At 49.6% G+C, this 22,233-nt stretch carries 29 protein-coding genes; 22 read left to right on the top strand and 7 right to left on the bottom strand.

Annotation, left to right across the window (positions count from 1 at the left end; genetic code table 11):
• Positions 1–39: 39 nt before the first annotated feature.
• A complete protein-coding gene (locus MJ595_RS21135) occupies positions 40–225 on the bottom strand; it encodes a hypothetical protein (protein WP_263080107.1) in 186 nt (61 codons plus the stop codon).
• Between the two features lie 155 nt (positions 226–380).
• Between MJ595_RS21135 and MJ595_RS21130 the strand changes: the two genes are divergently transcribed.
• Complete coding sequence (locus MJ595_RS21130; RefSeq protein WP_263080105.1) at positions 381–743, top strand: DUF3024 domain-containing protein; 363 nt, start codon at positions 381–383, stop codon at positions 741–743.
• A 21-nt stretch (positions 744–764) separates the two neighbouring features.
• Here the strand turns inward: MJ595_RS21130 and MJ595_RS21125 are convergent, their stop codons facing one another.
• From MJ595_RS21125 to MJ595_RS21110, 4 genes are read right to left on the bottom strand one after another with little or no spacing between them, the layout of a single operon-like run.
• The gene (locus MJ595_RS21125; protein WP_263080104.1) at positions 765–1,205 is read right to left on the bottom strand and encodes a hypothetical protein; all 441 of its coding nucleotides are present in this window, start codon (positions 1,203–1,205) and stop codon (positions 765–767) included.
• Positions 1,205–2,545 carry a recombinase family protein gene (locus tag MJ595_RS21120; RefSeq protein WP_263080102.1) on the bottom strand — a complete coding sequence of 447 codons (1,341 nt, stop codon included), beginning with the start codon at positions 2,543–2,545 and terminating at the stop codon, positions 1,205–1,207. The genes MJ595_RS21125 and MJ595_RS21120 overlap by 1 nt, the downstream gene beginning before the upstream one ends.
• On the bottom strand, positions 2,526–2,978 hold the full coding sequence (locus MJ595_RS21115) for a DUF2924 domain-containing protein (RefSeq protein ID WP_263080100.1): 453 nt from the start codon (positions 2,976–2,978) through the stop codon (positions 2,526–2,528). The genes MJ595_RS21120 and MJ595_RS21115 overlap by 20 nt, the downstream gene beginning before the upstream one ends.
• Positions 2,971–3,204, bottom strand: coding sequence for a hypothetical protein (locus MJ595_RS21110; RefSeq protein ID WP_263080099.1), 234 nt, complete (start codon positions 3,202–3,204; stop codon positions 2,971–2,973). Before MJ595_RS21110 ends, MJ595_RS21115 begins: the two co-directional genes overlap by 8 nt.
• Before the next feature lie 186 nt (positions 3,205–3,390).
• Here MJ595_RS21110 and MJ595_RS21105 point away from each other — a divergent pair, with 186 nt between their 5' ends.
• The 15 genes from MJ595_RS21105 to MJ595_RS21035 all read left to right on the top strand — a co-directional run bounded on the left by MJ595_RS21105 (position 3,391) and on the right by MJ595_RS21035 (position 14,954).
• Positions 3,391–3,753: a hypothetical protein gene (locus tag MJ595_RS21105; RefSeq protein ID WP_263080098.1), complete on the top strand. Its 363-nt coding sequence runs from the start codon at positions 3,391–3,393 to the stop codon at positions 3,751–3,753.
• Between the two features lie 99 nt (positions 3,754–3,852).
• Entirely contained in the window at positions 3,853–4,554 is a 702-nt protein-coding gene (locus tag MJ595_RS21100; RefSeq protein ID WP_263080097.1) for a hypothetical protein, read from the top strand.
• The gene (locus MJ595_RS21095; RefSeq protein ID WP_263080096.1) at positions 4,547–5,494 is read left to right on the top strand and encodes a hypothetical protein; all 948 of its coding nucleotides are present in this window, start codon (positions 4,547–4,549) and stop codon (positions 5,492–5,494) included. The genes MJ595_RS21100 and MJ595_RS21095 overlap by 8 nt, the downstream gene beginning before the upstream one ends.
• Positions 5,495–5,655: 161 nt before the next feature.
• Entirely contained in the window at positions 5,656–5,961 is a 306-nt protein-coding gene (locus MJ595_RS21090) for a helix-turn-helix domain-containing protein (RefSeq protein ID WP_263080095.1), read from the top strand.
• Complete coding sequence (locus tag MJ595_RS21085) at positions 5,958–6,434, top strand: hypothetical protein (RefSeq protein ID WP_263080094.1); 477 nt, start codon at positions 5,958–5,960, stop codon at positions 6,432–6,434. The genes MJ595_RS21090 and MJ595_RS21085 overlap by 4 nt, the downstream gene beginning before the upstream one ends.
• Complete coding sequence (locus MJ595_RS21080) at positions 6,431–7,276, top strand: ATP-binding protein (protein ID WP_263080093.1); 846 nt, start codon at positions 6,431–6,433, stop codon at positions 7,274–7,276. The genes MJ595_RS21085 and MJ595_RS21080 overlap by 4 nt, the downstream gene beginning before the upstream one ends.
• Positions 7,273–7,881, top strand: a complete 609-nt coding sequence (locus MJ595_RS21075; RefSeq protein ID WP_263080091.1) for a hypothetical protein — start codon at positions 7,273–7,275, stop codon at positions 7,879–7,881. Before MJ595_RS21080 ends, MJ595_RS21075 begins: the two co-directional genes overlap by 4 nt.
• 55 nt (positions 7,882–7,936) lie before the next feature.
• The gene (locus MJ595_RS21070) at positions 7,937–8,689 is read left to right on the top strand and encodes a Bro-N domain-containing protein (RefSeq protein WP_263080089.1); all 753 of its coding nucleotides are present in this window, start codon (positions 7,937–7,939) and stop codon (positions 8,687–8,689) included.
• Positions 8,668–9,594: a hypothetical protein gene (locus MJ595_RS21065; RefSeq protein WP_263080088.1), complete on the top strand. Its 927-nt coding sequence runs from the start codon at positions 8,668–8,670 to the stop codon at positions 9,592–9,594. Before MJ595_RS21070 ends, MJ595_RS21065 begins: the two co-directional genes overlap by 22 nt.
• Entirely contained in the window at positions 9,591–11,726 is a 2,136-nt protein-coding gene (locus MJ595_RS21060) for an AAA family ATPase (protein ID WP_263080087.1), read from the top strand. Before MJ595_RS21065 ends, MJ595_RS21060 begins: the two co-directional genes overlap by 4 nt.
• Before the next feature lie 274 nt (positions 11,727–12,000).
• On the top strand, positions 12,001–12,381 hold the full coding sequence (locus MJ595_RS21055) for a DUF6362 family protein (protein WP_263080085.1): 381 nt from the start codon (positions 12,001–12,003) through the stop codon (positions 12,379–12,381).
• 185 nt (positions 12,382–12,566) lie between these two features.
• Positions 12,567–13,895 carry a site-specific DNA-methyltransferase gene (locus MJ595_RS21050; protein ID WP_263080083.1) on the top strand — a complete coding sequence of 443 codons (1,329 nt, stop codon included), beginning with the start codon at positions 12,567–12,569 and terminating at the stop codon, positions 13,893–13,895.
• Positions 13,861–14,136 carry a hypothetical protein gene (locus MJ595_RS21045; protein ID WP_263080082.1) on the top strand — a complete coding sequence of 92 codons (276 nt, stop codon included), beginning with the start codon at positions 13,861–13,863 and terminating at the stop codon, positions 14,134–14,136. Before MJ595_RS21050 ends, MJ595_RS21045 begins: the two co-directional genes overlap by 35 nt.
• A gap of 3 nt (positions 14,137–14,139) precedes the next feature.
• Positions 14,140–14,589, top strand: coding sequence for an N-acetylmuramoyl-L-alanine amidase (locus tag MJ595_RS21040; protein WP_263080081.1), 450 nt, complete (start codon positions 14,140–14,142; stop codon positions 14,587–14,589).
• Complete coding sequence (locus MJ595_RS21035; RefSeq protein ID WP_263080080.1) at positions 14,586–14,954, top strand: holin family protein; 369 nt, start codon at positions 14,586–14,588, stop codon at positions 14,952–14,954. The genes MJ595_RS21040 and MJ595_RS21035 overlap by 4 nt, the downstream gene beginning before the upstream one ends.
• A gap of 361 nt (positions 14,955–15,315) precedes the next feature.
• Here MJ595_RS21035 and MJ595_RS21030 read toward each other — a convergent pair whose 3' ends face one another.
• Together MJ595_RS21030 and MJ595_RS21025 are read right to left on the bottom strand one after the other, a co-directional pair.
• Complete coding sequence (locus tag MJ595_RS21030; protein WP_263080079.1) at positions 15,316–15,645, bottom strand: hypothetical protein; 330 nt, start codon at positions 15,643–15,645, stop codon at positions 15,316–15,318.
• A gap of 18 nt (positions 15,646–15,663) precedes the next feature.
• Complete coding sequence (locus tag MJ595_RS21025; protein ID WP_263080078.1) at positions 15,664–16,134, bottom strand: DUF3489 domain-containing protein; 471 nt, start codon at positions 16,132–16,134, stop codon at positions 15,664–15,666.
• 107 nt (positions 16,135–16,241) lie between these two features.
• Between MJ595_RS21025 and MJ595_RS21020 the strand changes: the two genes are divergently transcribed.
• The 6 genes from MJ595_RS21020 (at position 16,242) to MJ595_RS20995 (ending at position 22,183) form a co-directional block, all read left to right on the top strand.
• A complete protein-coding gene (locus MJ595_RS21020; protein WP_263080077.1) occupies positions 16,242–16,748 on the top strand; it encodes a hypothetical protein in 507 nt (168 codons plus the stop codon).
• Between the two features lie 68 nt (positions 16,749–16,816).
• Positions 16,817–17,410: a phage terminase large subunit family protein gene (locus MJ595_RS21015; protein WP_263080076.1), complete on the top strand. Its 594-nt coding sequence runs from the start codon at positions 16,817–16,819 to the stop codon at positions 17,408–17,410.
• A 38-nt stretch (positions 17,411–17,448) separates the two neighbouring features.
• The gene (locus tag MJ595_RS21010) at positions 17,449–18,597 is read left to right on the top strand and encodes an IS4 family transposase (RefSeq protein WP_263079026.1); all 1,149 of its coding nucleotides are present in this window, start codon (positions 17,449–17,451) and stop codon (positions 18,595–18,597) included.
• 71 nt (positions 18,598–18,668) lie between these two features.
• A complete protein-coding gene (locus MJ595_RS21005; protein ID WP_263080075.1) occupies positions 18,669–20,993 on the top strand; it encodes a phage terminase large subunit family protein in 2,325 nt (774 codons plus the stop codon).
• Positions 20,994–20,998: 5 nt separating this feature from the next.
• Positions 20,999–21,217 (top strand): hypothetical protein, encoded by a 219-nt coding sequence (locus MJ595_RS21000; protein WP_263080074.1) that lies wholly within the window; start codon positions 20,999–21,001, stop codon positions 21,215–21,217.
• 186 nt (positions 21,218–21,403) lie between these two features.
• A complete protein-coding gene (locus MJ595_RS20995; protein WP_263080072.1) occupies positions 21,404–22,183 on the top strand; it encodes a hypothetical protein in 780 nt (259 codons plus the stop codon).
• The last annotated feature ends 50 nt before the right edge of the window (positions 22,184–22,233 follow it).

Below are 22,233 nucleotides of genomic sequence, written 5' to 3'. Positions count from 1 at the left end.
TCTCAAAAAAGTTCGCTGGGGGTATCGCCCCCACCGCCACTATTTTAAAGCCTCAGCGACACCTGTCGTTGGGGCTTTCTTGTTTATAGCCCCTGTTTTTAAGGGTTTTACGGCTGGTGGCCGTAGTTTTAAACCTTTCCATACCATCACCATTTTTCCCCGTTTTTTCTGTGTTTTTCTCTCTTCTCTAACAAAATGGAGGAAATGCGGGTTGATCTCCTCCACTTTGGTTTTGCCTGTTAAAACAATACTTTAGTACGGTTTTTCACTGGAGGCGGTGTGCCGAGTTCGCTGGCGTTTTTCTGGTAGGGGAACAATACCAAAAATGAACTATTATCTGTCTGGTGACACAGGATTTTGGTTCTAAGCAAAGTTAGGTTATGTTCGGCGGTACTATGACTTTCAGTGAGTTTGAGATTAAGCGGTTTGAAAGAGCTATTGATAAATTTATGGCCAAGCGTAGGCCTCCTGCTCATGTCAGAGATCAGGTTGATTTCTGCTTTCATATAGATGAACAGAGCGTTGAACTTTCTGAAACTCGGCCTCACTTCCGGGACGCTAGCAAAAGAATTGAGATCCCATTTGCAAAAGCACTATTTGAAAGTGAAGATAAACACTGGAAGATATTCTGGCATAAATCAGATATGCGGTGGCATAACTACGAGCCACTGCCAGTCGTTAAGCATTTTGAGGAATTTCTTGATGTTGTGGCTGAAGATCGCCATTCCTACTTTTTTAGTTAAGTAGTACTCAGTAATCTTTAATCAAAGCTCTTTGGGAAAAATAAGTGCCAATTTCTTAAAGTGCTCCCGCTGCTCAGTCCACAGCATGGGGAACGGTTTCAGGCAAGCCTCGATGGTCAGTACCCATTCCCCGGTTTCGCAAAGGATAGCCTCCTGAATATCAGGGGCCAGACAGGTGAGGCGGATGCACTTTGATATTCTGGCCTTATCTACTTTCTCTTTATCTGCCAGCTGGCGAACACTTTTGTACCTACCGTTCTCAAGGAGCTTGATCCAGCGATGGCCCTGTATCAGGGCATGTTGCAGCTTATCCATATGATGTTGCTGTACGGGGCCGTCAGGCATTTCAATGGTGCTCTTGCCCCCCCTGCGAATAATTTTGATCGGCACGGTCACCTTGATCAGGTTTTCTTTTTCCAGGTACTCCACAGTTTCCTTTCCTACTTTTTTGATGGTGGCCATTATGCGCTTCCTTGTAGTTCGTGAGTGATGGCGTTGATGCCATCGGGTTTGAAGTAAAGGGTTACTTCGTCTACTTTCAGCTCGATACGCTGGATGAGTAGTTCGGTCAGTCGTTTCTTTTCCGGTGCAAACAATTCATTCCAGACGTTGCCAAGGTCGGTCATAGCCTGGCGGATATCGCTTTCTTTAATAGACGGCTCTGCCTGATTAATCTGTTGCCAGACCTGGAACAGTAGCTCGGGACTGGCCAGTCGTTTGCGGGTTTCTTCCAACACCATGGTTTCCACTGTGGAGGCAGACAGGGGTGGCAGTGGGCTTTTTGAGGCCCCTTGTTTCTGTGCAGTTTGGCTGACGTAATAGCGGAACTGTTGGCCGTTTTTGCGGGTACTGTTGGTGGACAGGGCATGACCGTCGGGTCCAAATATCAAGCCGCGCAGGAAGGAAGGAGTTACTCGCTGTCTGGATTCTTTCGAACGCAGCCGGGCGTGGACATCAAATGTTCCCTGCGCCTTGGCCCACAGGTCAGTACTGATAATGGAATCATGCTCGCCGGGATACCACTGTCCATTGTTGCCAATCTCACCAATGTAAATCCGGTTCTTCAGAATACGATGCACAGCCCCTTTGCTGAAGGGGACGTTACCTCGGGTGGAGCCATCTTTCAGGATGACTTCTTTGGTTTTATACCCTTTGTGGTTAAGCAGTTCACAGGTACCAATCACTGAACGGGTTTTCACAAAGGTTTTAAACAGGGTTCTGACAATGGTCGCTTCTTCCTGGTTGATGACCAGCTTCCTTTGGTGGACGTTATATCCAATGGGCGGAACGCCTCCCATCCACATCCCTTTCTTTTTCGATAGCAGAAATTTATCCCGGATGCGTTCACTGGTGACCTCCCGTTCGAACTGGGCAAACGACAACAGGATGTTCAGTGTCAGCCTGCCCATGCTGGAGGTGGTGTTGAATTGTTGTGTCACCGACACCAGCGAAACATTGTACTGATCAAATAACTCAATCATCTGGGCAAAATCTGACAGGGAGCGACTGAGTCGATCCACTTTATAGACCACCACAATATCAACCAGCCTGGCCTTGATATCTCTCAGAAGTCTTTGCAGTGCAGGTCGCTCGGTGTTGCCTCCTGAGAATGCGCCATCATCATAGTCATCTGGCAGCACCACCCAGCCCTCATGTTTCTGAGAATGCACATAAGCCTCTCCGGCATCTCTCTGGGCATGGAGAGAGTTGAATTCCTGCTCCAATCCCTCCTCTGATGATTTGCGGGTGTAAATCGCACACCGTTTTTTAATTACCGTGTTTTTAGCATTTTTCCTTGCCATTACTGCCTCCTTTCAGGCCAAAAAACAAAGGGCCTGACCAGTTGGTACCAGTGATTAAGCTGGCAATGCGACTCAGGCTTTTATAGGTATCACCCTGATACTCAAAGCCCTGGGGCGTAACAATCACCCGATGGGTTTCACCGTTGTACTCCTTGGTTAACACGGTCCCCAATGGTGGCTTCACTAACCGGCTGTTAGTCCGTACCGCCTTGTGCTCACTATGCTTACTGGCCTGTTTCAGCCGCTCTTTGGTGTTATCCGTTACGCCACCCAGCGCCAGCTCCTGAATCCGCATGCCCAGCCGTTGTCGTAGAATTCGAAGATCCAGGTGGGGAGCAGGTTTATCATTCAGTTTCTTCCATAAGGCCCGGAGTTCTTCGGTGTTCATGTTTTGCAACGCCACCAGGCGTGCTGCAATCGTTGGTTCACTCATTATCCACCTCTACCTTTTTCTCAGCGTTGTGTTCATACAGGCATGAGGTGGCGCAGTTATCCAGTCGATCAGGTTCTTTATTTTGGGAGAAGGTGAGAGCGTCTCTTTTTCTAAGGTGGCGCAGGATGGCTTGAGAAAGAAGAGTGATCACTTCCTGCTCAGGCAAGGGGCTGTTTTCTTTTTCTGAGAAGAGTTCTTCCATGTTTATCACCCAGTCATGACTCATCTGTTTTCTATTGTTGGGGATCATGCTCTCTTTTGTAAAAGGGCAATTTGACACGCTATGCCCCTTGGTTAGCCCGCCTGTTGGTGTCTGACACTGATCGTCTTTTGTTGACCTTATACTTGTATAAATATACAGTATTTGTTCGTTTGAAGTTATGGATCAACTTTGACAACGGGGAACCCCCCTATGAAAACAGTGAATCGTGTACTGCACTGCATTGACGAAGAGTCAGACACATTATTTGAGCTGTGTGGCATTGATATAAACGCCATTTCCCCGGGAACGACCCGACTCGTATCTCCCAAAGAGTTGATGAGTCGGGTGCATGGCCTGAGTAAGGGCGAACAGGCAGCATTGATTCGGGTGGCAGCACGCATTGACCTATTAGCTGATCCCATAGGCCAGCAGGTGTTGCAAGACCTGTCTTTGGATTACTCAGGTAACCCCCATGACAATGCGGTTTGTTTACTGGCCAGCAACGAAAAGTCGTTCCGTAAAGCTGAAGAGATCCGCTATGTTGAGCATAACCGTGGACGACAACGTATGTGAGAAGGGTATTATCTGCCAGCTCCTGTACCACTGACACTTGATGTCGACCTTTCCTTATTTGAGGCAGCTTTGAGGAAGGTCTTCAATAAAAACCAACTGGTGGTTAAGCGCATCTCCCGGGAGCGGGCTGACAGCGATGATAATTTGGTGACAGTACTGCAATTCATGATTTACCGGGAAGGTTTAAGTACTTATGTTGAAGTGCTTAATCCCGATGGCAGCGATATTGAGTTATCGGTTATTCATCCCGCCCGTGAATATGCCATCACTTATGAACCCGCTACAGGTGTGCTTGAAGTGTATGCCAACCAGAAAAAAATTCGTGGCGAATTGAAAAAACTATTCTGTCGACAAGTGCTTGGGCGGAAAGAAGATCTCAAGTGTATCGAGCAACGCCAGGTCAATATGGATTTTTTTCGGCAACGCCCGGATTTTACCCATCAGTTTGGTCTTCGCTATGGCATTCGATCAGCGGTGGTGAAAGAGCTGGGTATTAAGGTTGCGCCGAATGAAGGGGTTATGACCTATAAACCCAAACCAAGATCAAGACAGTTTGATGCTTATGATACGCTATTTGATGCGGGGCTTGGGGACCTGAGTGATGTTCAAAAATTTACGATGTGTACTGCCACCGTGGTTTTTCATTGTGAAGAAACGGATGAACATCCAAAAGAAACTATTTGCGTCCGGCTCCAGCATCCCAATGGCTGCAGCTTGAGGGATCTGTCAGTAAGAGAGCACTATATCAACCATGACCTGTTGGTTGGTCTGAATATATTGCAGGAAAATAATAATGATTAAACGGCGGGCCTTCGATTATTTGCGCAGGTGCTTTGACGCCGGTTTGGTCTGCAAGCGAATCAGTGAATTGCAACTTTACAATGAAGATGATTGGCAGGAGTTGATCAGTAGCTCAGCGTTTATACCCAAAGGCCCGGCCGATGACCGATTAATTATGGTGGACTACCCATTTGACGACGAGGATGATGGTTATCGGCAGGTCTACCGGGAAAAGGGCGAGTGGGCTTATTACTGCGAAGGTCGTCATGTTGTCTCTGAAGATGACTTGAGAATGTACCAATACCGGATGGAGTGGTTTCCTGAGTGGTTGAGTCACCAGCTACAGCTGGAGCCGCCAAAAGCATTACTGGATACACGCATTTGGTCATTGGGTGAGAGGCAGGGAGTTCAGGTGCTGTTGGTACGCTGCCTTAATGCTGAGTTTGATGTGATTGCTGATTTTATTGAAGACCAGGGGTTTGCATCTTGTCTGGTGATGTCAACAGAGACGTTGCGCTACAAACGGTTGGCGTTGCCAGCAGGGTGTCAGTTGGTTGAAGTCAATGAGTTAATGCTTGACCGTGAGATCGCCGTAGATAGCAATCGTTTCCTTTCCTTTATCAATCCGGAGCAGGCGCGACTGGAAAGAGAAGGGATTCTGTGGGATGAAGATCGGGGGATTTTACAGGTCTATGGGCATGAACCATGGATTCTGAAGGGAGCACCAGAGCGATGTTTGTTGATCTCCCGGCTTTATAATGCGGGTAAGTATCACCGTTCACCGAAAATACTGACGCAATTGCTGCTGGAAAATGTCAAATCTAATAATCTCAGCCAGTTTTTTCATAAAGATACTCGGTGGAAAGCGTTTATTGGTTATGAACCAGGTGCGTCCGGTTACTGTTGGCTGAAGTTCTTTGTGCAGGTTGAAGCTGCCCGTAAGGCCGGTATCGTTGTTTAGTTCTCGTGAATCTTACGATCACCGGCCATTGAGCCGGTTTTTTTTCATTTAATTTTCAGATTTTTGCTTCTCCTACAGTTTCTCCTACAGCTCCTACAGTTGTCCTACAGTAGCTCCCTCATCATAACTCTTGCATACACACAACGCCTGAGGAGGGCACTATGCAAGACGGATATGAAAACCAGCAGCCAGATTATCTGGCTTACTGTAGGTCGAAAACAAAGCGGCCTACAGTTTCTCCTACAGAAGAAAATCAGGTCGTTCATCTGGACTCCATTCAATTGGCTCGTCGCCTCAATATCAGCATCAAATCCTTGGCTCGCATGAGGCAGGAGGGTACTGGCCCACGATTCCTTCGCATTGGAGCCCGCGTTATTTACCGCCTGTCGGATGTACTCGAATTTGAACAAAGCCGATTGTATGAAGCGGTTGATACCCCAGTCGTGAATGAAGGAGGTCAGCCATGAAAACTGAATTGATGGCAATCACAGCGCAGTCCGTTAGTGAATTGGCTGCCAAACCCGCTGCGGATCTGATGGCTTTATCCAGGAAAGTCAGAGCGGAGCTGGATCGGATCAAAAGCCTGATGACGTTTATTGAAGGGGCGATTGATTACAAGTACAGCGACGATGTGGTGAAACTGCGCACAGAAAGCGGTAAGGAAAACGGTGTTGTGCATTTACAGGATGCCGGTGTGAAAGTATCGGCAGACCTGCCCAAGCGGGTGAGCTGGGATCAAAAGCAGCTCAAGGCCATCGCAGAAAAGATCGCAGCTCAGGGTGGCGATCCTACGGAGTACCTGGATGTCACTTACAAAGTAGCCGAGCGGAAGTATACCGCTTGGCCGGAGTCCATCCGTAAAGCCTTTGAGCCAGCGAGAACCCTGAAAACCGGTAAGCCTGTCTACAAACTCTCAGATGCAGAGGAGAGCCAGGGATGAGGCTGCCTATTATCAGTGCAGATCAACGACTGAAGGAAAAAAAGGGGATCAAGCTGTTGCTGCTGGGGCCTTCCGGTGTCGGTAAAACCACGTTGCTGTTAACCCTTGATCCCGAGACAACGTTGTTTATGGATCTGGAAGCCGGTGATCTGGCGGTGCAGGACTGGCCCGGCAATACCCTGCGGCCTCGCACCTGGCAGGAGTTCCGTAACTTTGCCGTCTTTCTGGGGGGACCCAACCCATCCTTGCGGGATGACCAGTCGTTTTCCCAGGCCCATTATCAGGCGGTGTGTGAGCAGTACGGTGACCCAAAGACGCTGGCTTCCTACCAGACCTATTTTATCGACTCCATTACGGTACTGGGCAGGCTCTGTTTTGAGTGGTGTAAAGGCCAACCCCAGTCCTTTTCGGAGAAAACCGGTAAGCCGGATATCCGTGGCACCTACGGTCTGCATGGTCAGGAGATGATTGCGGCACTGACCCATCTGCAACATACCCGGGACAAGAATGTGGTATTTGTCGCCATTCTGGAAGAACGGGTGGATGACTTTAATCGCAAGCTCTACCAGCCCCAGATTGAAGGCAGTAAAACCGGGCTGGAGTTACCGGGAATTGTTGATCAGGTGGTGACGCTGGCGAATGTCCCTGACCCGGAAGGAAACCCTTGTCGTACCTTTGTCTGCCAGACCCTGAATCCTTATGGTTACCCGGCCAAAGACCGCAGTGGTCGCCTCGACGTGATGGAACCTGCTCATCTGGGCCAGCTGTTTGACAAAATTCGGACTGGCCAGCGCCAGCCCATCCACTTTCAACCCAACCAAGTCAAGGAAGCCAAAGCATGAGTGCATGGAATGACTTTAATGATGCCGAAGACCAGACCCTGTTTGATGTGATCCCGGCGGGGACACTGTTGAAAGTGCGGCTGTCCATCCGTCCCGGCGGCTATAACGAACCGACCATGGGCTGGAACGATGGCTATGCCACCTGCAATGACGTGACCGGTGCCGTTTACCTCAACAGTGAGTTTGTGGTGTTGGATGGCCCCTATGCCCGGCGCAAGGTCTGGACATTGATCGGCCTGCACAGCCCCAAAGGACCGAACTGGGCCAACATGGGACGGACACTGGTGCGGGGTATTTTGCAGTCAGCCAGGGGTATCCGCAGCGATGACCGTTCTCCGCAGGCACAGAAAGCCCGCCAGATCCAGACCTTTGCTGAACTGGATGGTCTGGAGTTTGTTGCCCGGGTTGCCGTTGAGCCGGATCAACAGGGCGGTGAGAAAAATGTCATCAAGGCGGCAGTGACGCCGGAGCACAAGCAGTATGGACAACTGATGGGTGTTGTTGTCAATCAGGCACCGGTCAATACAGTGCAGCAGCAACCAGCAGTACAGCCTCAACAGGGTGAGCAGCCCTCGTTTCCCTCAGAACCACCGAGCTGGGCATAAACCCACTGCCCGGTCAGCGCCGGGCGCTGATTATTAAAACGTAAAAGGAATTTAAATGATGAAAGCTTTAACGGTGTTTAACCATGAGCAGTTTGGCAATATCCGTACCTTGTCTGATGAGGAGGGCAATACCTGGTTTGTGGCGAAGGATGTGACGGATGCATTGGGATTTCGGGATGCGCATAACGGCATCAGAGGGCTGGATCAGGATGAAAAGGGTACTCACATTATGAGTACCCCCTACGGAGAGCAGGAAGTTCGCATCATTAATGAGTCTGGACTATACGCCTGTATTCTTAAGTCGAGGAAACCTGAAGCCAAAAAGTTTAAACGCTGGGTGACTCATGATGTATTACCAGGACTCAGAAAAAACGGTTATTACGGCTTGTCAGAGGGTACACCTAGTAGGAGCACCCTTCATAACCCAGAGCCTGTTCATCCTGCCAAAGCCCTGGAGGCGGTAACGGATTATTTCAAAGTAACAACAGAAAGCCTGCCTAATTTGGGTGAAACAGCAAAGCAGGCACTCATGGCAACCCTTACCCGTGAAATTGTCGGTGTTGAATGTGTGCCTTTGCCCAAACTGACAGAGAAGTTCTGGACGGCCACAGAGCTGGCAGCCGAGTTTTGTATTTCTGCCCAGAAGCTGGGGCGGACGGCCAACGAACATGGTCTCAAATGTGATGACTACGGTGAGTTCCGAATCAGCAAGTCGCCCCATAGCGATAAGCAGGTGCAGCAGTTCTTCTATAACGGCAAAGGCCGCTCAACCCTGGCCCGGTTGCTATGCCGGACGCTATCGGATTAATGGCCTGCTATATCTATGGCCAGCCTGCCCGGGGTTTCGGGTGGACTCCGCTCCTTCAGCGTACACAGTTATCTGGCACCCGGCGTTATTTCTGTAGCAGGCGCTGCCAGCGTATTCACCGCCAGACAACCAATAAGGGTAAGACCATGGTGGATGATGATGCCCTGCTGCATTTCAGCAATCAGGTGACAGAACAGATTGATCAGGCTCTTGAGGCCGTTGAGAGAAATAAAACACCCCGTAATTATTTGGGGGCGTCCCGTCTGGGTGAAGAGTGCCAGCGTCGTCTGCAGTATGAGTACTGGCATCAGCCCGTGGATAAGGGGCAGCATTTTCAGGGGCGTACCCTGCGGATTTTCCAGTTTGGCCATAGCTTTGAAACGCTGGCTATCGACTGGCTACGCCAGGCAGGCTTTGACCTCTATACCGAAACACGGGATGGCGGGCAGTTCGGTTTTCAGGCATTGGATGGCACTTTACGAGGACATGTGGACGGGATTTTTAATGGCGGTCCGGCCGCTATTGCCATGACTTACCCGGCATTATGGGAATGCAAATCCATGAACAGTCGCTCCTGGAAGGATACGGTCAAAAAGGGTGTGACCATTTCCAAGCCAGTGTATGCCGCACAGATGGCTCTGTATCAGGCCTATATGGAAGAGCAGGTGCCGGGTATTTCACAGCATCCCGCTTTGTTCACAGCCGTCAATAAAGATACCTGCGAGCTCTACTTTGAACAGGTGCCTTTTGATCAGGGGCTGGCCCAGCGCAGCAGTGATAAAGCCGTGAAAATATTGCAGGCTTGTGATGCCGGAGAACTGTTGCCCCGGATCAGTTCGGATGCTGGACACTATATCTGCAAAATGTGCCCCTGGCAGCAACAGTGCTGGGAGGTGAGTTCATGAGTCAATGGACGGATTTTAATGATGTGGTGGATCTGCCAGTAGAAGATGAGTTGGCTCCTGATGAGGTGAAACAACGGGTTCTGGCGCGACTGCCTGATTATCTGGGCTATCTCTACCCGCAGGGCAAAGTGCATGGGCAGAAGTTTGTCATCGGCAATGTGCGGGGCGAAAAGGGAAAAAGCCTTGAGGTGGAGCTGATCGGAGAACGGGGGGGACTCTGGCATGATTTTGAAACCGGTGAGGGTGGCGATATTGTCGGGCTGACGGCTATTCAGCAAGGACTGGATGAGAAACGGGATTTTATGGAAGTAATCCAGATCATGGCTGACTGGTTGGGTTTGCCTCCGGTAGCGGCACCGGTAGTGACGTTAAAAATACCCGCTGTCGCCTATGACGAGCTGGGGCCGCATACCGGTAAGTGGGACTATCACGACGGCAGTGGCAACCTGGTCGCCTGTGTTTATCGTTATGATCCACCCACCGGCAAAGAATACCGACCCTGGGATGTCAAAGCCGGAAAGCAAAAAGCGCCAGAGGTTCGGCCACTCTACAATCAGCCTGCGATCAAACAAGTAGATAAAGTCATTCTGGTGGAAGGAGAAAAAGCTGCACAGGCGTTGATTGATCAGGGTATCTGCACCACCACCGCCATGAATGGAGCCAGTGCCCCGGTTGATAAAACCGACTGGTCGCCCCTGAAAAACAAGCAGGTCACTATCTGGCCGGACAATGATGAAGCCGGGCTGGCTTATGCGGAAAAAGCGGCTGTGGCTATTGCTGATGCCGGGGCTGTATCGGTATGCATTGTGCGGCCACCGCAGGACAAACCTGAAAAATGGGATGGCGCTGATGCGGTGGAGGAAGGCTTTGAAATCAGGCTCTGGTTGGCTACTGCAGAGAAAAAACCTATCCGCCAGTCGGTGCATACCTTCACGCTGGGGGAGTTGTTGGACGACCAGGCACCGATGCCGGATGACCTGATTTACCCGAGAGTGCTGACACCCGATGGCATGCTGTTAATCGCTGGTGCTCCAAAGGTGGGTAAAAGTGATTTTGTACTGAACCTGTTGGCTCACGCAGCCTGTGGAGCCAGCTTCCTGGGGATGCGATCCCTCCGGCCCCTGAGGGTCTTCTATTTGCAGTCGGAAGTGCAGTATCACTACCTGCGCGAGCGTGTCGGCAAGTTACCTCTGAGCCATGATCAAATGCGGCTGGTTCGGCAAAATCTGGTGATGACCTCACGCCTGAAACTGTCCCTGAATGAACAGGGGGTGCGTAGGGTATCCCGGGCCATTCGGAAGGCATTTCCAGAGGGAATCGATATTCTGGTGATTGACCCGGTGCGTAATGTCTTTGACTCGGGACCGCTGGCAAAAGGGGAAAATGATAATGACGCGATGATGTATTTCTTGCGGGAACGTGTGGAGGTTTTGCGCGACAGCGTCAGCCCTGATGCTGGCATTATTCTGGTCCATCATACCAGCAAGATGCCCAAGAACCGGGTCGAGGAAGACCCCTTTCTGGCCTTCTCCGGAGCCAATGCCCTGCGTGGCTATTATACGGCAGGTATCCTGCTTCACCGGCCTGATGAGGATGATCCGGAACTCAAGGTGTACTACGAAATCCGTAATGGTCCTGCTATCAGAACCCAGCATATTGTCAAGGAAAAAGGCGAGTGGCAGGAAACCGCTGCCAGTAGTTTGCGGCTGGCGGGTGATGGCGTCGGAAAGCGCCATGATGCCGAACGGATAAGAAAGCGTGAGGTGATTCTGAATCTGATTTATCAGGAGGCGTTGCAAGGGCGGGTGTATACCTCAAACCAGTTTGCCCAGGCCTTTGAAAACCAGTCTGGGTTGGGGGCCAGCTCTACCATCAGAGGGCGAATCAATGTGCTGAGCACCAAGGGCTATATCAAGTTTTTTCAGGATTATCAGGAATACAATCTTGCTCCGCCGTTGCGAAGTAATCAGGGCTATATGTGTGTAGAAAATATGGTTCTGGGGAATGAGGGTGAAGTGCTTTGTCCGATCAAACCAACGCATTTCAAGTGCGCTCAGACCTCAGCAATTTTGGAAGATCATGCGCCTGAAAAGTGGGTTTATCTTGATGAAAAAGGGAAGTTGATTAGCTGATGACCTCAAGCTGCCAAAACTCATCAACATATCAATCAATAAGGTAATCAATAGGTTAGGCCGTTTTGTTAGTTGCTAACGTTAAGCCTGTCAGCAACTGATTCTGGCAACTTTTAACTTGTTGAAAATTAACAGGAAAACCATGTTGCTGAGTTGCTGGAAAATCTACCCCCTAAAGGGGGTATAGGGGGGGCTTTAAGCCGCCCCCCTTCCCATCCCCCTGGGTCGTCATGTGCGGGATAAATTCAAAAAAACAAACAGGGTGAAATTAACCATGTGGGATGTCGATCAAATCTCAAGCCGCTACCGGGAAGCCTGGCGAGTATCACGGCGGGTGCCGTCGGGTATCCACCTGGGCCATGTGAGTTACTGGCCTGAAATCAAACCGAACCGTTGGGAGGTCTATCACGCTGAGGGAAAAATAACTAAACTGCCGCAGCCGTCGGAGGATGACGTTGACCGGATGGTGGAGTGCATGCGCTGGTTGCGTTGGCTGAATCGTGATGAGCGGCAGCTGGTGTGGCTGAGGGCATCGGGTATGCCTTGGCGAATGATCGCGCAGGAGCTGGGGGTGAATCGAAAAACTCCGTATGCGCACTGGCACAAGGCCATAAATCGAATTTTAATTCACTTATCGCAAAAAAAATCAGGGTAATTTGACTGTTGTGGGGTACGGTTGGGATTAATCAGACAGGTTTGTCGTTTATTGTCCCTTATTGGCGCATTGGACAGTTTCGGGTGTTTCAGCAAGAATTAACGCTAAGCTCGAAGCAAAGTACACCTAACCCCCGGCCAGCAAAGGTTCGGGGTTTTTTATTGCCCGTTGGTCAAGGAAGATTCATGTCCAGAGTGCTGGTTGAAACCATCGAACATCGCTCGGTTGAGAGCTTGATTCCCTACGCTCAGAATGCCCGCACTCACTCCGATGAGCAGGTTGGGCAGATTGCCCGATCCATCGAAGAGTTTGGTTTTGTAAATCCCGTCCTGGTGGGTAGCGATGGTGTGATTGTTGCCGGTCATGGTCGTCTGATGGCGGCAAAGCAGCTGGGGATGGCAGCGGTGCCAGTAATTGTGTTGGGACATCTGGACGAGACTCAGCGTCGGGCACTGGTTATTGCGGATAACCAATTGGCAACCACGGCTGCATGGGATGAAGATCTGCTCAAGCAGGAACTGGTCGCACTGGATGCGCTGGACTTTGACCTGGACCTGATGGGGTTTTCCGACGAAGAACTGGAAGATTTGCTAATCACCGAAGAGCCTGAAGGCCAGACGGATGACGATGAGGTACCGGAGGCGGAAGAACAGCCGGTCAGTCGGACAGGAGACCTTTGGGTTCTGGGTGATCATCGCGTCTTGTGTGGCAGTGCTACCGAGCAAGCAGATGTGGAAACCCTGATGGATGGGCAGCTGGCAGACATGGTGTTCACAGATCCACCCTACAACGTCGACTATGCCAATCCTGAGAAAAATACCAAGGCGAAGAAAGATCGCCGGATCAAAAACGATAACCTGGGCGATGATTTTTACCAGTTCCTTTTGGCGGCCATGACTAACCTGCTGGCTGTTTGCAAAGGCGCGATTTATATCTGTATGTCGTCGTCTGAGCTGGATACCCTGCAGAAAGCCTTTCGGGAAGGCGGTGGCAAATGGTCCACGTTTATCATCTGGGCCAAGAATACCTTCACACTGGGACGCTCTGATTATCAACGCCAGTACGAACCCATTCTCTACGGTTGGAAGGACGGTTCACAGCACTTCTGGTGTGGTGCGAGGGATCAGGGCGATGTCTGGTATTACAACAAGCCAGCCCGTAATGATCTGCATCCCACCATGAAGCCGGTGGAGTTGGTTGAGCGGGCGATCCGTAACTCTTCAAAAAGCCGGGATATTGTTCTGGATCTATTTGGCGGCTCAGGCTCGACCGTCATCGCCTGTGAGAAAAGTCACCGCAGTGCCCGTATCACTGAGCTGGACCCCAGGTACGTGGATGTCATTGTTCGCCGCTGGGAGGAGTACACCGGCAAGGAAGCCTGGCTGGCCTCCAACAAACTGACCTTTGCCCAGGTCAAGGACGACCGCCAGGGAAGGCGGAAGTGTCTTCTTGCTACGGAAGAAAAGGAGACCGACAGGGATGGACAACCTCTCCAAGCGACTGGATCAGATTGATTCCAAACTCGACAAGCTCAGCGACGCTGTCTCACGGCTGGCCATGATCGAGGAGCGGATAACCCATCAGACCACCGGCCTGAATCGCCAGAATGAGCGGCTGGATGGTTATGAAAAACGACTGCGCCAACTGGAGTTTCATTCGAGTACCCGGGGCGTGATTCTCAGTTATATCGAACGGTTCGGCTGGATAGTACTCACGGCTAGTATCGGACTGCTGTCTTACTTTATCAGGGGATGAGTGATGGCCAAGCGTAAGGAAACCCATTTTATCGTGCTTCATTGCTCAGCAACACGGGCTGACCAGAAGGTGAGCTTTGAGGATATCAAGCGCTGGCATATGCTGGAGCGGGCGTTTATGGATATCGGTTATCACTGGGTGATTGAGCGGGATGGTTCAGTGAAGCAGGGTAGGGGCTGTGAGCAGTGGGGCGCTCACTGCCGGGGGCATAATCATGAGAGTGTGGGCATTTGTCTGGTAGGAGGCTTGAACAAAGAGGGTGACCCTGAGGATAACTTCACGGCCATCCAAAAGCAGATGCTCAAGCTGTTGGTTACAGGTTTGCAGTCTCTCTACCCTGTGGCGCAGGTGAAAGGTCACAATCATTTTAACCGCCTGAAGGACTGCCCTTGTTTTGATGTGGAACAGTGGCTGGCAGAGGCCAGCATTCAGACCGTTGGGGCTGTAGCATGAGCTGGAGTTCAGCCATCCCCCTGCTGGGCAAGGTGATCGATAAGGTCTTCCCTGATGCTGAAAACGCAGAGCAGGTAAAGGTGGTACTGGCGGAGATGATGCTCAACGGTGAGCTGGACGAACTGGCCAAGCAGGCAGGGGTGATTGAGACAGAAGCCAAGGGTGAGAGTTGGTTGCAGCGTAACTGGCGACCTCTGGTGATGTTGGTCTTTACGGCGCTGGTCGTGTGCCGTTGGCTGGGATGGTCGGCTGCTGACATTAACCCGGAGGTAGTGCTGAAGTTATTTGCCATCGTGCAGCTGGGTATTGGTGGTTATATTGCCAGTCGTGGGCTGGAAAAAATCAGCCGGACATGGAAAGGCTAGCATGGTACGCGAACTTTTATGAACGGGGCAAATCTCCGACAAAGCGCTAAAACCCCTTGTTTTACAGGCTTTCGGGGACCCTGTGCCCCATTTAGAGATGCGGGTCTTCATGGCCGCGGGATTTCGCTAGCGACAGGCTGAAAATCGGGGTTGACATTGGTTGACAGTCCTAAGTCATCCGTATCCATTGGACGAAACCACTTATACACAAAAACAGTGACTTATCTACACTGTTTAAAAAGTAAACAATAAGTTTTTAAATCTATTTTCTCCGATGTGTTGATCACTTCTTAACCGCTTATTCACTGAGTTATCCACTGAATTCCTGAGTGACTCAAGTTTTTCTTTGTGCTTCCGACGCTTACAGTTTTTGTGCCTGCCAGTGATTGTTGTCATAGCAGTAGAGAGTGGTGATCTTCGCACTTTTCGCCAAGCAGCAGAGCTCTTGGTGAGTTCTGGCAAAGTTAACCTGATGGTTCATACGGTGCTCTCTCCAGTCTCGGTGCATTGCAGAGACTTGAGCTCCCTTGATGCAGTGCAGGTTACCCAACTCTACAAGAAAAATGGCTTTGTGCAGTGGGGAATGCCAGCGGTTCAGGTGGCTGAGGGTGTGTTGATCCGGGTGAAGAAGTTTGCAGGTCATAAAATGGCGGTTACTCAGTTTCACCGCCAGTAGAATGGGATTATGCATTTTGCTATCCGTTGGTGATTAAAGGGTTTCCAGCCCTGCGGTAATCCGGTAAATGCGGTCTTTGCCTTCGGGTTTTTCTGAGTCAATGGTCAGCCCCAGTCGTTTTTTCAGGGCTCCGGCCAGGGTGCCTCTGACGGTATGCTGCTGCCAGCCAGTCTCCCGCATAATTTCAAAAATGGCAGCGCCTTCGGGTCGGCTGAGTAACTCAATGACTCTGTGCAGCTTGGTGCCGGTTCTGATTTTGCCTGAGGGTTTCTGCTCTGATTCTTCTGCACCGATGACTTGTCGACCCTCCGGGGTGAGGGCGTAATCCTGCCATTGATCATTGCGCTTGATGATTTTGATTAGCTGTTTGTTAAGCAGGCTTTCCAGCACCTTTTTCCGGGGTGCGCCTTTCAGGGGAAGATCTTCCGCCGTAAAAGTGCCTTTGTCATGGCCCAGTTGCAGGACGTTTTTCTGACTGTCGCTAAGGGTTGTTTTTTTCATCATGTGCTCCTTGGTTATCATTGTTCGGTCTACTTACATACAGGCTCAGTGTTGGCCACTTAGCAAGTTATTCAGGGGAATAAATCCAAGGATTCCAGACGGAGCAGGACATGGCCGGACAAGGAGTGACACAGGCCGAATTTGCCCGCCAGAACGGCTGGTCCCGACAATATGTGAATAAACTGGTCAAACAGGGCCGGATCAAGGTAAAAGGCGGCAGAATCGATCCTGTGGCGGCTAAAAAGGCGATAGAGGAACTGGCTGAACCCTCCACTGTTTTGCCTGAATCCCCCACCCCTAAAGGCCAGTTAGTGCCCAGTAGCAGTTATCCGGTAGACAATCGTAAAACCGTGGATTTTGCCTCCGCCCGCACCATGCGCGAAGCCTTCCGGGCCAAGATGGCGAAGATGGAGTATGAGGAAAAGGCAGGTAAGCTCACTGATGCTTCAAAGGTGCGGGAGGATGCTTTCCGGGCAGGGCGGATTATTCGGGATGCGTTGCTGGGTATTCCTGATCGGTTAGCGGATATTTTGGCGGCTGAGCAAGAACCACGGCAGATACGGCAGCTTCTGGAAGAGGAGCTGGAAAATATTCTCCGTGAATTGAGTCGGCAGTAAGTTCACTCTCCAACGGGTAGTTCTTACCTATTTCTACTTAATGTGACCGTGACTGTGTGAGGGTAGGCATGGATAGCCCCTATTGCTCTGGTTTTTTTTCAGGTTTGAAGCCGGATACACGCCTTACCGTGTCCGAGTGGGCTGATGAGCACCGGATTTTGCCGACAAAGTCTGCCAAGGAAGCTGGAAGGTGGCGAACTACGCGTACACCGTATTTGAAAGAGATTATGGATTGTCTATCACCATCCTCGGCTGTTGAGCGAATCGCCTTTATGAAAGGTGCACAGGTCGGCGGACCACTGGCGCTGGATACACCGATTCCAACAGTCGATGGCTGGACAACAATGGGACAGATGGAAGTGGGAGACTGGCTTTTTGATGAGCAAGGAAAGCCTTGTCGTGTGCAGGGAGTGTCACCCGTTTTTACTGGCAGGGAGTGTTTTACTCTGCACTTTGACGATGGTGAAACAGTCACTTGTGATGGTAGTCATCGCTGGCCAGTCTGGGACTTTACCAATGATCAGCCGGTACAAAAAACACTAACGACAGAGCAGATGCTTGGTCGAACGTTTATTGGTAATAGTCGGCGACGGCGTTATGCCATTGATGTTTGTCAGCCAGTAGATCTGCCGGAGCGAGACCTGCTCATCCACCCTCTGTAGGGGACAATTCTGAGGTAAACGTTGATCTATGAGGGAGAATGAGCTGCTTTCAATCAGTATTCTGCAAGTCCTTTACCTCAAGCAGTTTACTTTTTGTGCAGCATACTCATTCTCTGGAAAAACAGCTTAAAGCTTCTTTTAACTGGCATCAATCCCGTATTAACCTTATGGCTCTCGCCATCTTTGGCCTTATACAGGTTGGCACGGTCAGTTTGTCCCGTATAGCTCAAACGATGGGGCACCACACTGAAATAGACTCCAGACGTAAGCGCCTCAAACGTTTCCTGATGTGGAAAGGCTTCGAGCTGGATTGTGTGGCACGAATGGTTGTTGACTGGATGGTGCCTGAAGGCAACTGGATTGTGTGCCTGGATCGCTCCAACTGGCAGTTTGGAAAGTTCAAAATCAATATCATGATGGTGGCAATTGCTTATAAAGGCACTGCCATTCCTATTGTCTGGACGCTCCTTCCCAAAAAGGGCATGTCCAGCATGGAGGAACGAATCACGCTGCTGAAGCGTTTTATCAACTTACTGGGTACAGAGCGTATACAGTATTTAACCGCAGACCGTGAGTTTCGGGGTGAAAAATGGTTAAAGTGGCTGATAGCGCAGAAAATTCCTTTCCGTATCCGCATTCCAAACGACACCCGCACAATGAACCGCCATCGAACGGAAAAATTGAAAGCGTATCGATTTTTCAGTCTGAAAGTGGGAGAAAGCATGCATCTGAATCATGCACGGGAACTCTGGGGTGTTCGTGTATTTCTTTCCTGTTATCGCTCAGAGCAGGAACGCGTCATCATTATCAGCAATGAAGCAGGTCAGGAGGCGCTGGGTGACTACATGAGGCGATGGGAAATTGAGACACTATTCCAAGCTTTAAAGGGTAGAGGTTTCGATCTGGAGAGTACACACCTGTCAGACAGAGAGCGTATTGAGCGCCTGCTGGGAATTGTAACCCTTGCCTATTGTTGGGCTTACTGCACAGGAGAATGGCGTGCTGAAATTAAGCCCATCAAAAGGCTAAAACATGGACGCCTTGCCAATAGTATTTTTCGATATGGACTGGAGTGGCTGGCAAGCCTTCTGTTTGACCGTACTTCATCCAGTACAGAATTAATGTTTCATATTGAGATGTTTGGCCAGCCTGTAAGGCCAGCCACTCATTGCGACAGTAAGAGTTAGGGATAATTGTCCCCTACAGAGTCATCCACCCTTACGTTTTGGGGGTATGGCTAGGTGATGGCAACAGCACCATGAATCATATCAGTGTGGATGAATCAGATACGGAGCTTACCGAACACCTCAAGGACTGTGGTGTTGAGGCAGTGTTTCGTCTGCCTGCCTGGCGCAAAGGTCGATGCGCTAATATCGTTATTGATCCCACCATCAGATTAAAATCTTTTTTTGAAAACAAGGGGGATGTGAATCTTGCCCGCCATGGCTCTGATTTTACTCAGGCTCTGCGGTATCTCGATGTTCTTGGTAATAAACATATTCCTGAAGACTATCTAAGGTCTTCCAGGGCTCAGCGGTTAGCACTGATTCAGGGATTAATGGATAGCGATGGTTCTATTGACGTAGACGGTAAGCGTTGTGAGTTCAGTAACATCAACCGTAAGCTGGTTGATGGGATGTCCGAGATACTTGAGAGTCTTGGTTATAAAGTCAGCATTTATGACAGACCCTCGAGAACCAAAGCTTATCCCAATGGAAATGTTTACACTTGCCAGCCGGGTTGGCGAGTGTCGTGGACGGCTTATGTTGAAGAGCCGATGTTCCGTCTAACCCGAAAAGTCGCTCGCATGCGCTCCAGCAGCGAAGGAAGGCCAACACAAGCAAAGCGGCGTCGAATTGAGGCAATAGAGCCTGTTGCTTCTGTACCTGTCCGTTGCATCGAAGTCAGCTCTCCCAGCCACCTGTACCTGTGCGGCAAAGGCTGGATACCCACACACAATACCGAGTGCGGCAATAACTGGCTGGGCTATGTCGTCCACCATACCCCAGGCCCCATGATGTATGTACTGCCCACCTTGGATATGGCCAAGCGGACCTCCAAGCAGCGTATTGCGCCGATGATTGAGGAAATGCCGATTCTGAGAGAACGGGTGAAAGATCCCCGATCCCGGGATTCCGGCAATACCCAGATGGTGAAGGAATTTCCAAATGGGGTGTTAATTATCACCGGAGCCAACTCAGCCACCGGCCTGCGCTCCATGCCTGCCCGGTTTTTGTTTCTGGATGAAGTGGATGCCTATGACGATGATGTGGACGGGGAGGGCAGTCCCATTAATCTTGCCATCAAGCGAACAGCGACGTTTTCCCGCAACCGGAAAATCCTGATGGTCTCCACGCCTAATATTGCCGGGGCTAGTAAAATAGAAGCGGCCTATGAAGCCAGCGATCAGCGGCAGTATCATGTGCCTTGTACACAGTGCAGCCACCTTCAATCGATTGAGTGGCAGCAGATTCGTTTTGAAGATAACAACCCAGATACCGCATGCTTTGAATGTATCAGCTGTGGCCATCGGATGCAGGAGCATGACAAACCCAAGCTGCTGGCCAAGGGTCAATGGATCTCAATGAATCCTGAAGCTGATGGCAAAGTTCGTGGTTATCACCTTAGCTCGCTTTATAGCCCTAATGGCTGGTATAGCTGGGCTAATGCGGTAGAAGATTTTCTTGCGGCTAAGAATGATCCCATCCTGCTGAAAGACTGGACCAATACAGTTCTTGGTCAGACCTGGCAAGAGACTGGAGAAACCGTTGATTATGAATTGCTTTACCAGCGTCGTGAGCATTACCCGGCAGACGTGCCCTGGCATGCAGAAGTACTGACCTGTGGCGTTGATGTTCAGGATGACCGGATTGAATACGAAGTTGTTGGTTGGGGCGCAGGAGAAGAAAGCTGGTCTGTTGATTATATCCGGCTCTATGGTGATCTCTCCCGGCCTGATATCTGGAACATTCTGGTAGATAGATTGCGCAAGCCCTATCGCCGTCAGGATGGGGTGCTGATGAATCTGGCACAGGTCTGTATGGACTCCGGTGGTCATTATACTGATGAGGTCTACGCCTTTTCTCGAAAACAGGGAGCCGACTGGTTAATTCCTATTAAAGGCGCATCCCAGGCGGGCAAACCTATCGCTACGTTTCCCAAAACCCGCAACAAGAAAGGCATCTATCTGACCTTGGTGGGTACAGACACCGCCAAAGAGCTGATCTACCAGCGTTACCGGATACTGGAACCCGGTGCAGGTTATTGTCACTGGCCGGTGAAGGATTGTTTTGATGAGGATTATTTCAAGCAGGCTACGGCTGAAGAGAAGGTTCGTAAGTATAAAAAGGGCGTCGCTTACTTTGAATGGGATGCCAAGAAGAAGCGCAATGAGGCACTGGATTGTCGGGTTTACGCTTTAACTGCAGTGCGAATCCTTCAACAACACCGGGGACTGGATCTTGAAAGGCTGGCAGAGCAACGGCCAGAGCCTGAAGTAAAAATTGATCAAGCGGATATGTCATCAGAAGCCATCAGTACACGCCCAAGACGCTTGTCCCGAAGTACTTATCTCAACGGGTAACACCAATGTCCCAGCAAGAACCCATTATCAGTGATGCGGAGTATTTGGCATTGAAGCGAGCCGTGTTACTTCGTGAAACCCGCACCGTAGAGTTTGAAGGGCGAAAAGTAGAGTACGCCAGCTTCGGGGAGATGGAGCGCCGGTTAAATGCCGTTGAGCGGGAGTTGCAAAAGAAGCAGAAGCGGCCCAGGCAATATGGTATTTATTCGAGAAATGCTGTGTGATATATGATTTTAGAAAGTGACTGTGTTTTTAGTTTTTAGAATGAATTGTTAATTGCAAATTTATATTTGCTCTTTGTTCGTCAAGTTGTAATTATTAGGTCAAATTTATGTTGGTTTATTTAGAAATCTTAAAGTAGTATTTTTTGCTGCTTGTGGAATACTACTAGAATAGCTGGCTTTGTTATCATGAAAAGATATTTTAAAATATTTTTAATTTGTTTGTTTTATTCATTTAATCTACACGCAATTCAATATGCAGTCGAAATGAAAGTGGCTAGTGACGATGCTTTTGAGCTTTGTAGTGCGGTAGGAGTGGGTGATTTATTTGAGCCATATTTGGAATTGCCTACTAATTATGTATATGGGAAAGAAAATTTAGTGGCAATGCAGGGGGTTGGTGAAGAAAAAGAATTCTCTGGTTTAAAACATTTTGATATTTATAAAGGCACAGTCGAAGTCGATGATGAATTCTTGCTATTAAATATTTCAAATTTTTCTAAGGATCTTTCTGAAAAAAGTGACGATGGTTTTTCCAAAGTGTCTGCTTCTCTAGCGTTAATTTCCCTGTCCATGGATGGTATTTCTAACTTGACGTCTAGAAAAAACTACAAGGATTTTACTGTCAATGTATTACTGCGATCTGAGCAATCAAGAAAGCAGAGATTTGTTCCAGTCTGTACATCAACTGTTTTTTTTGATCAACAAACCGGTCAGTTTGATGCTGGTATTTTTAATTTGGCTCGTGCAGACCCGTCTCAAAATAGTGGTATTTTTGACCGTACAAGAACAAAATTTCTGGCTCTAAGAAGTACTGTTATTCCTCCTCGTATAGCATATATTCACGAAAACAAGCAATTTCAGTCAAGTTTAAGTGTTGGTAGTGAGCCTAATCCAAAAATCATGGTTGAGCTAGAATTGCTCTTTAAATTATGTGCCACGCCCAAAGCACCTGATGCCAACTATTAGCGCATTGTAAAAAATCAGGTTCAATTTTTTACTTAAGAGGATGGTTTGAA

The sequence above is a fragment of the Endozoicomonas sp. Mp262 genome, from assembly GCF_025643335.1.
Lineage (GTDB): Bacteria > Pseudomonadota > Gammaproteobacteria > Pseudomonadales > Endozoicomonadaceae > Endonucleibacter.
The sequence above is the reverse complement of the archived record's forward strand: the minus strand, read 5'-3'. Positions and strand labels throughout refer to the sequence as shown.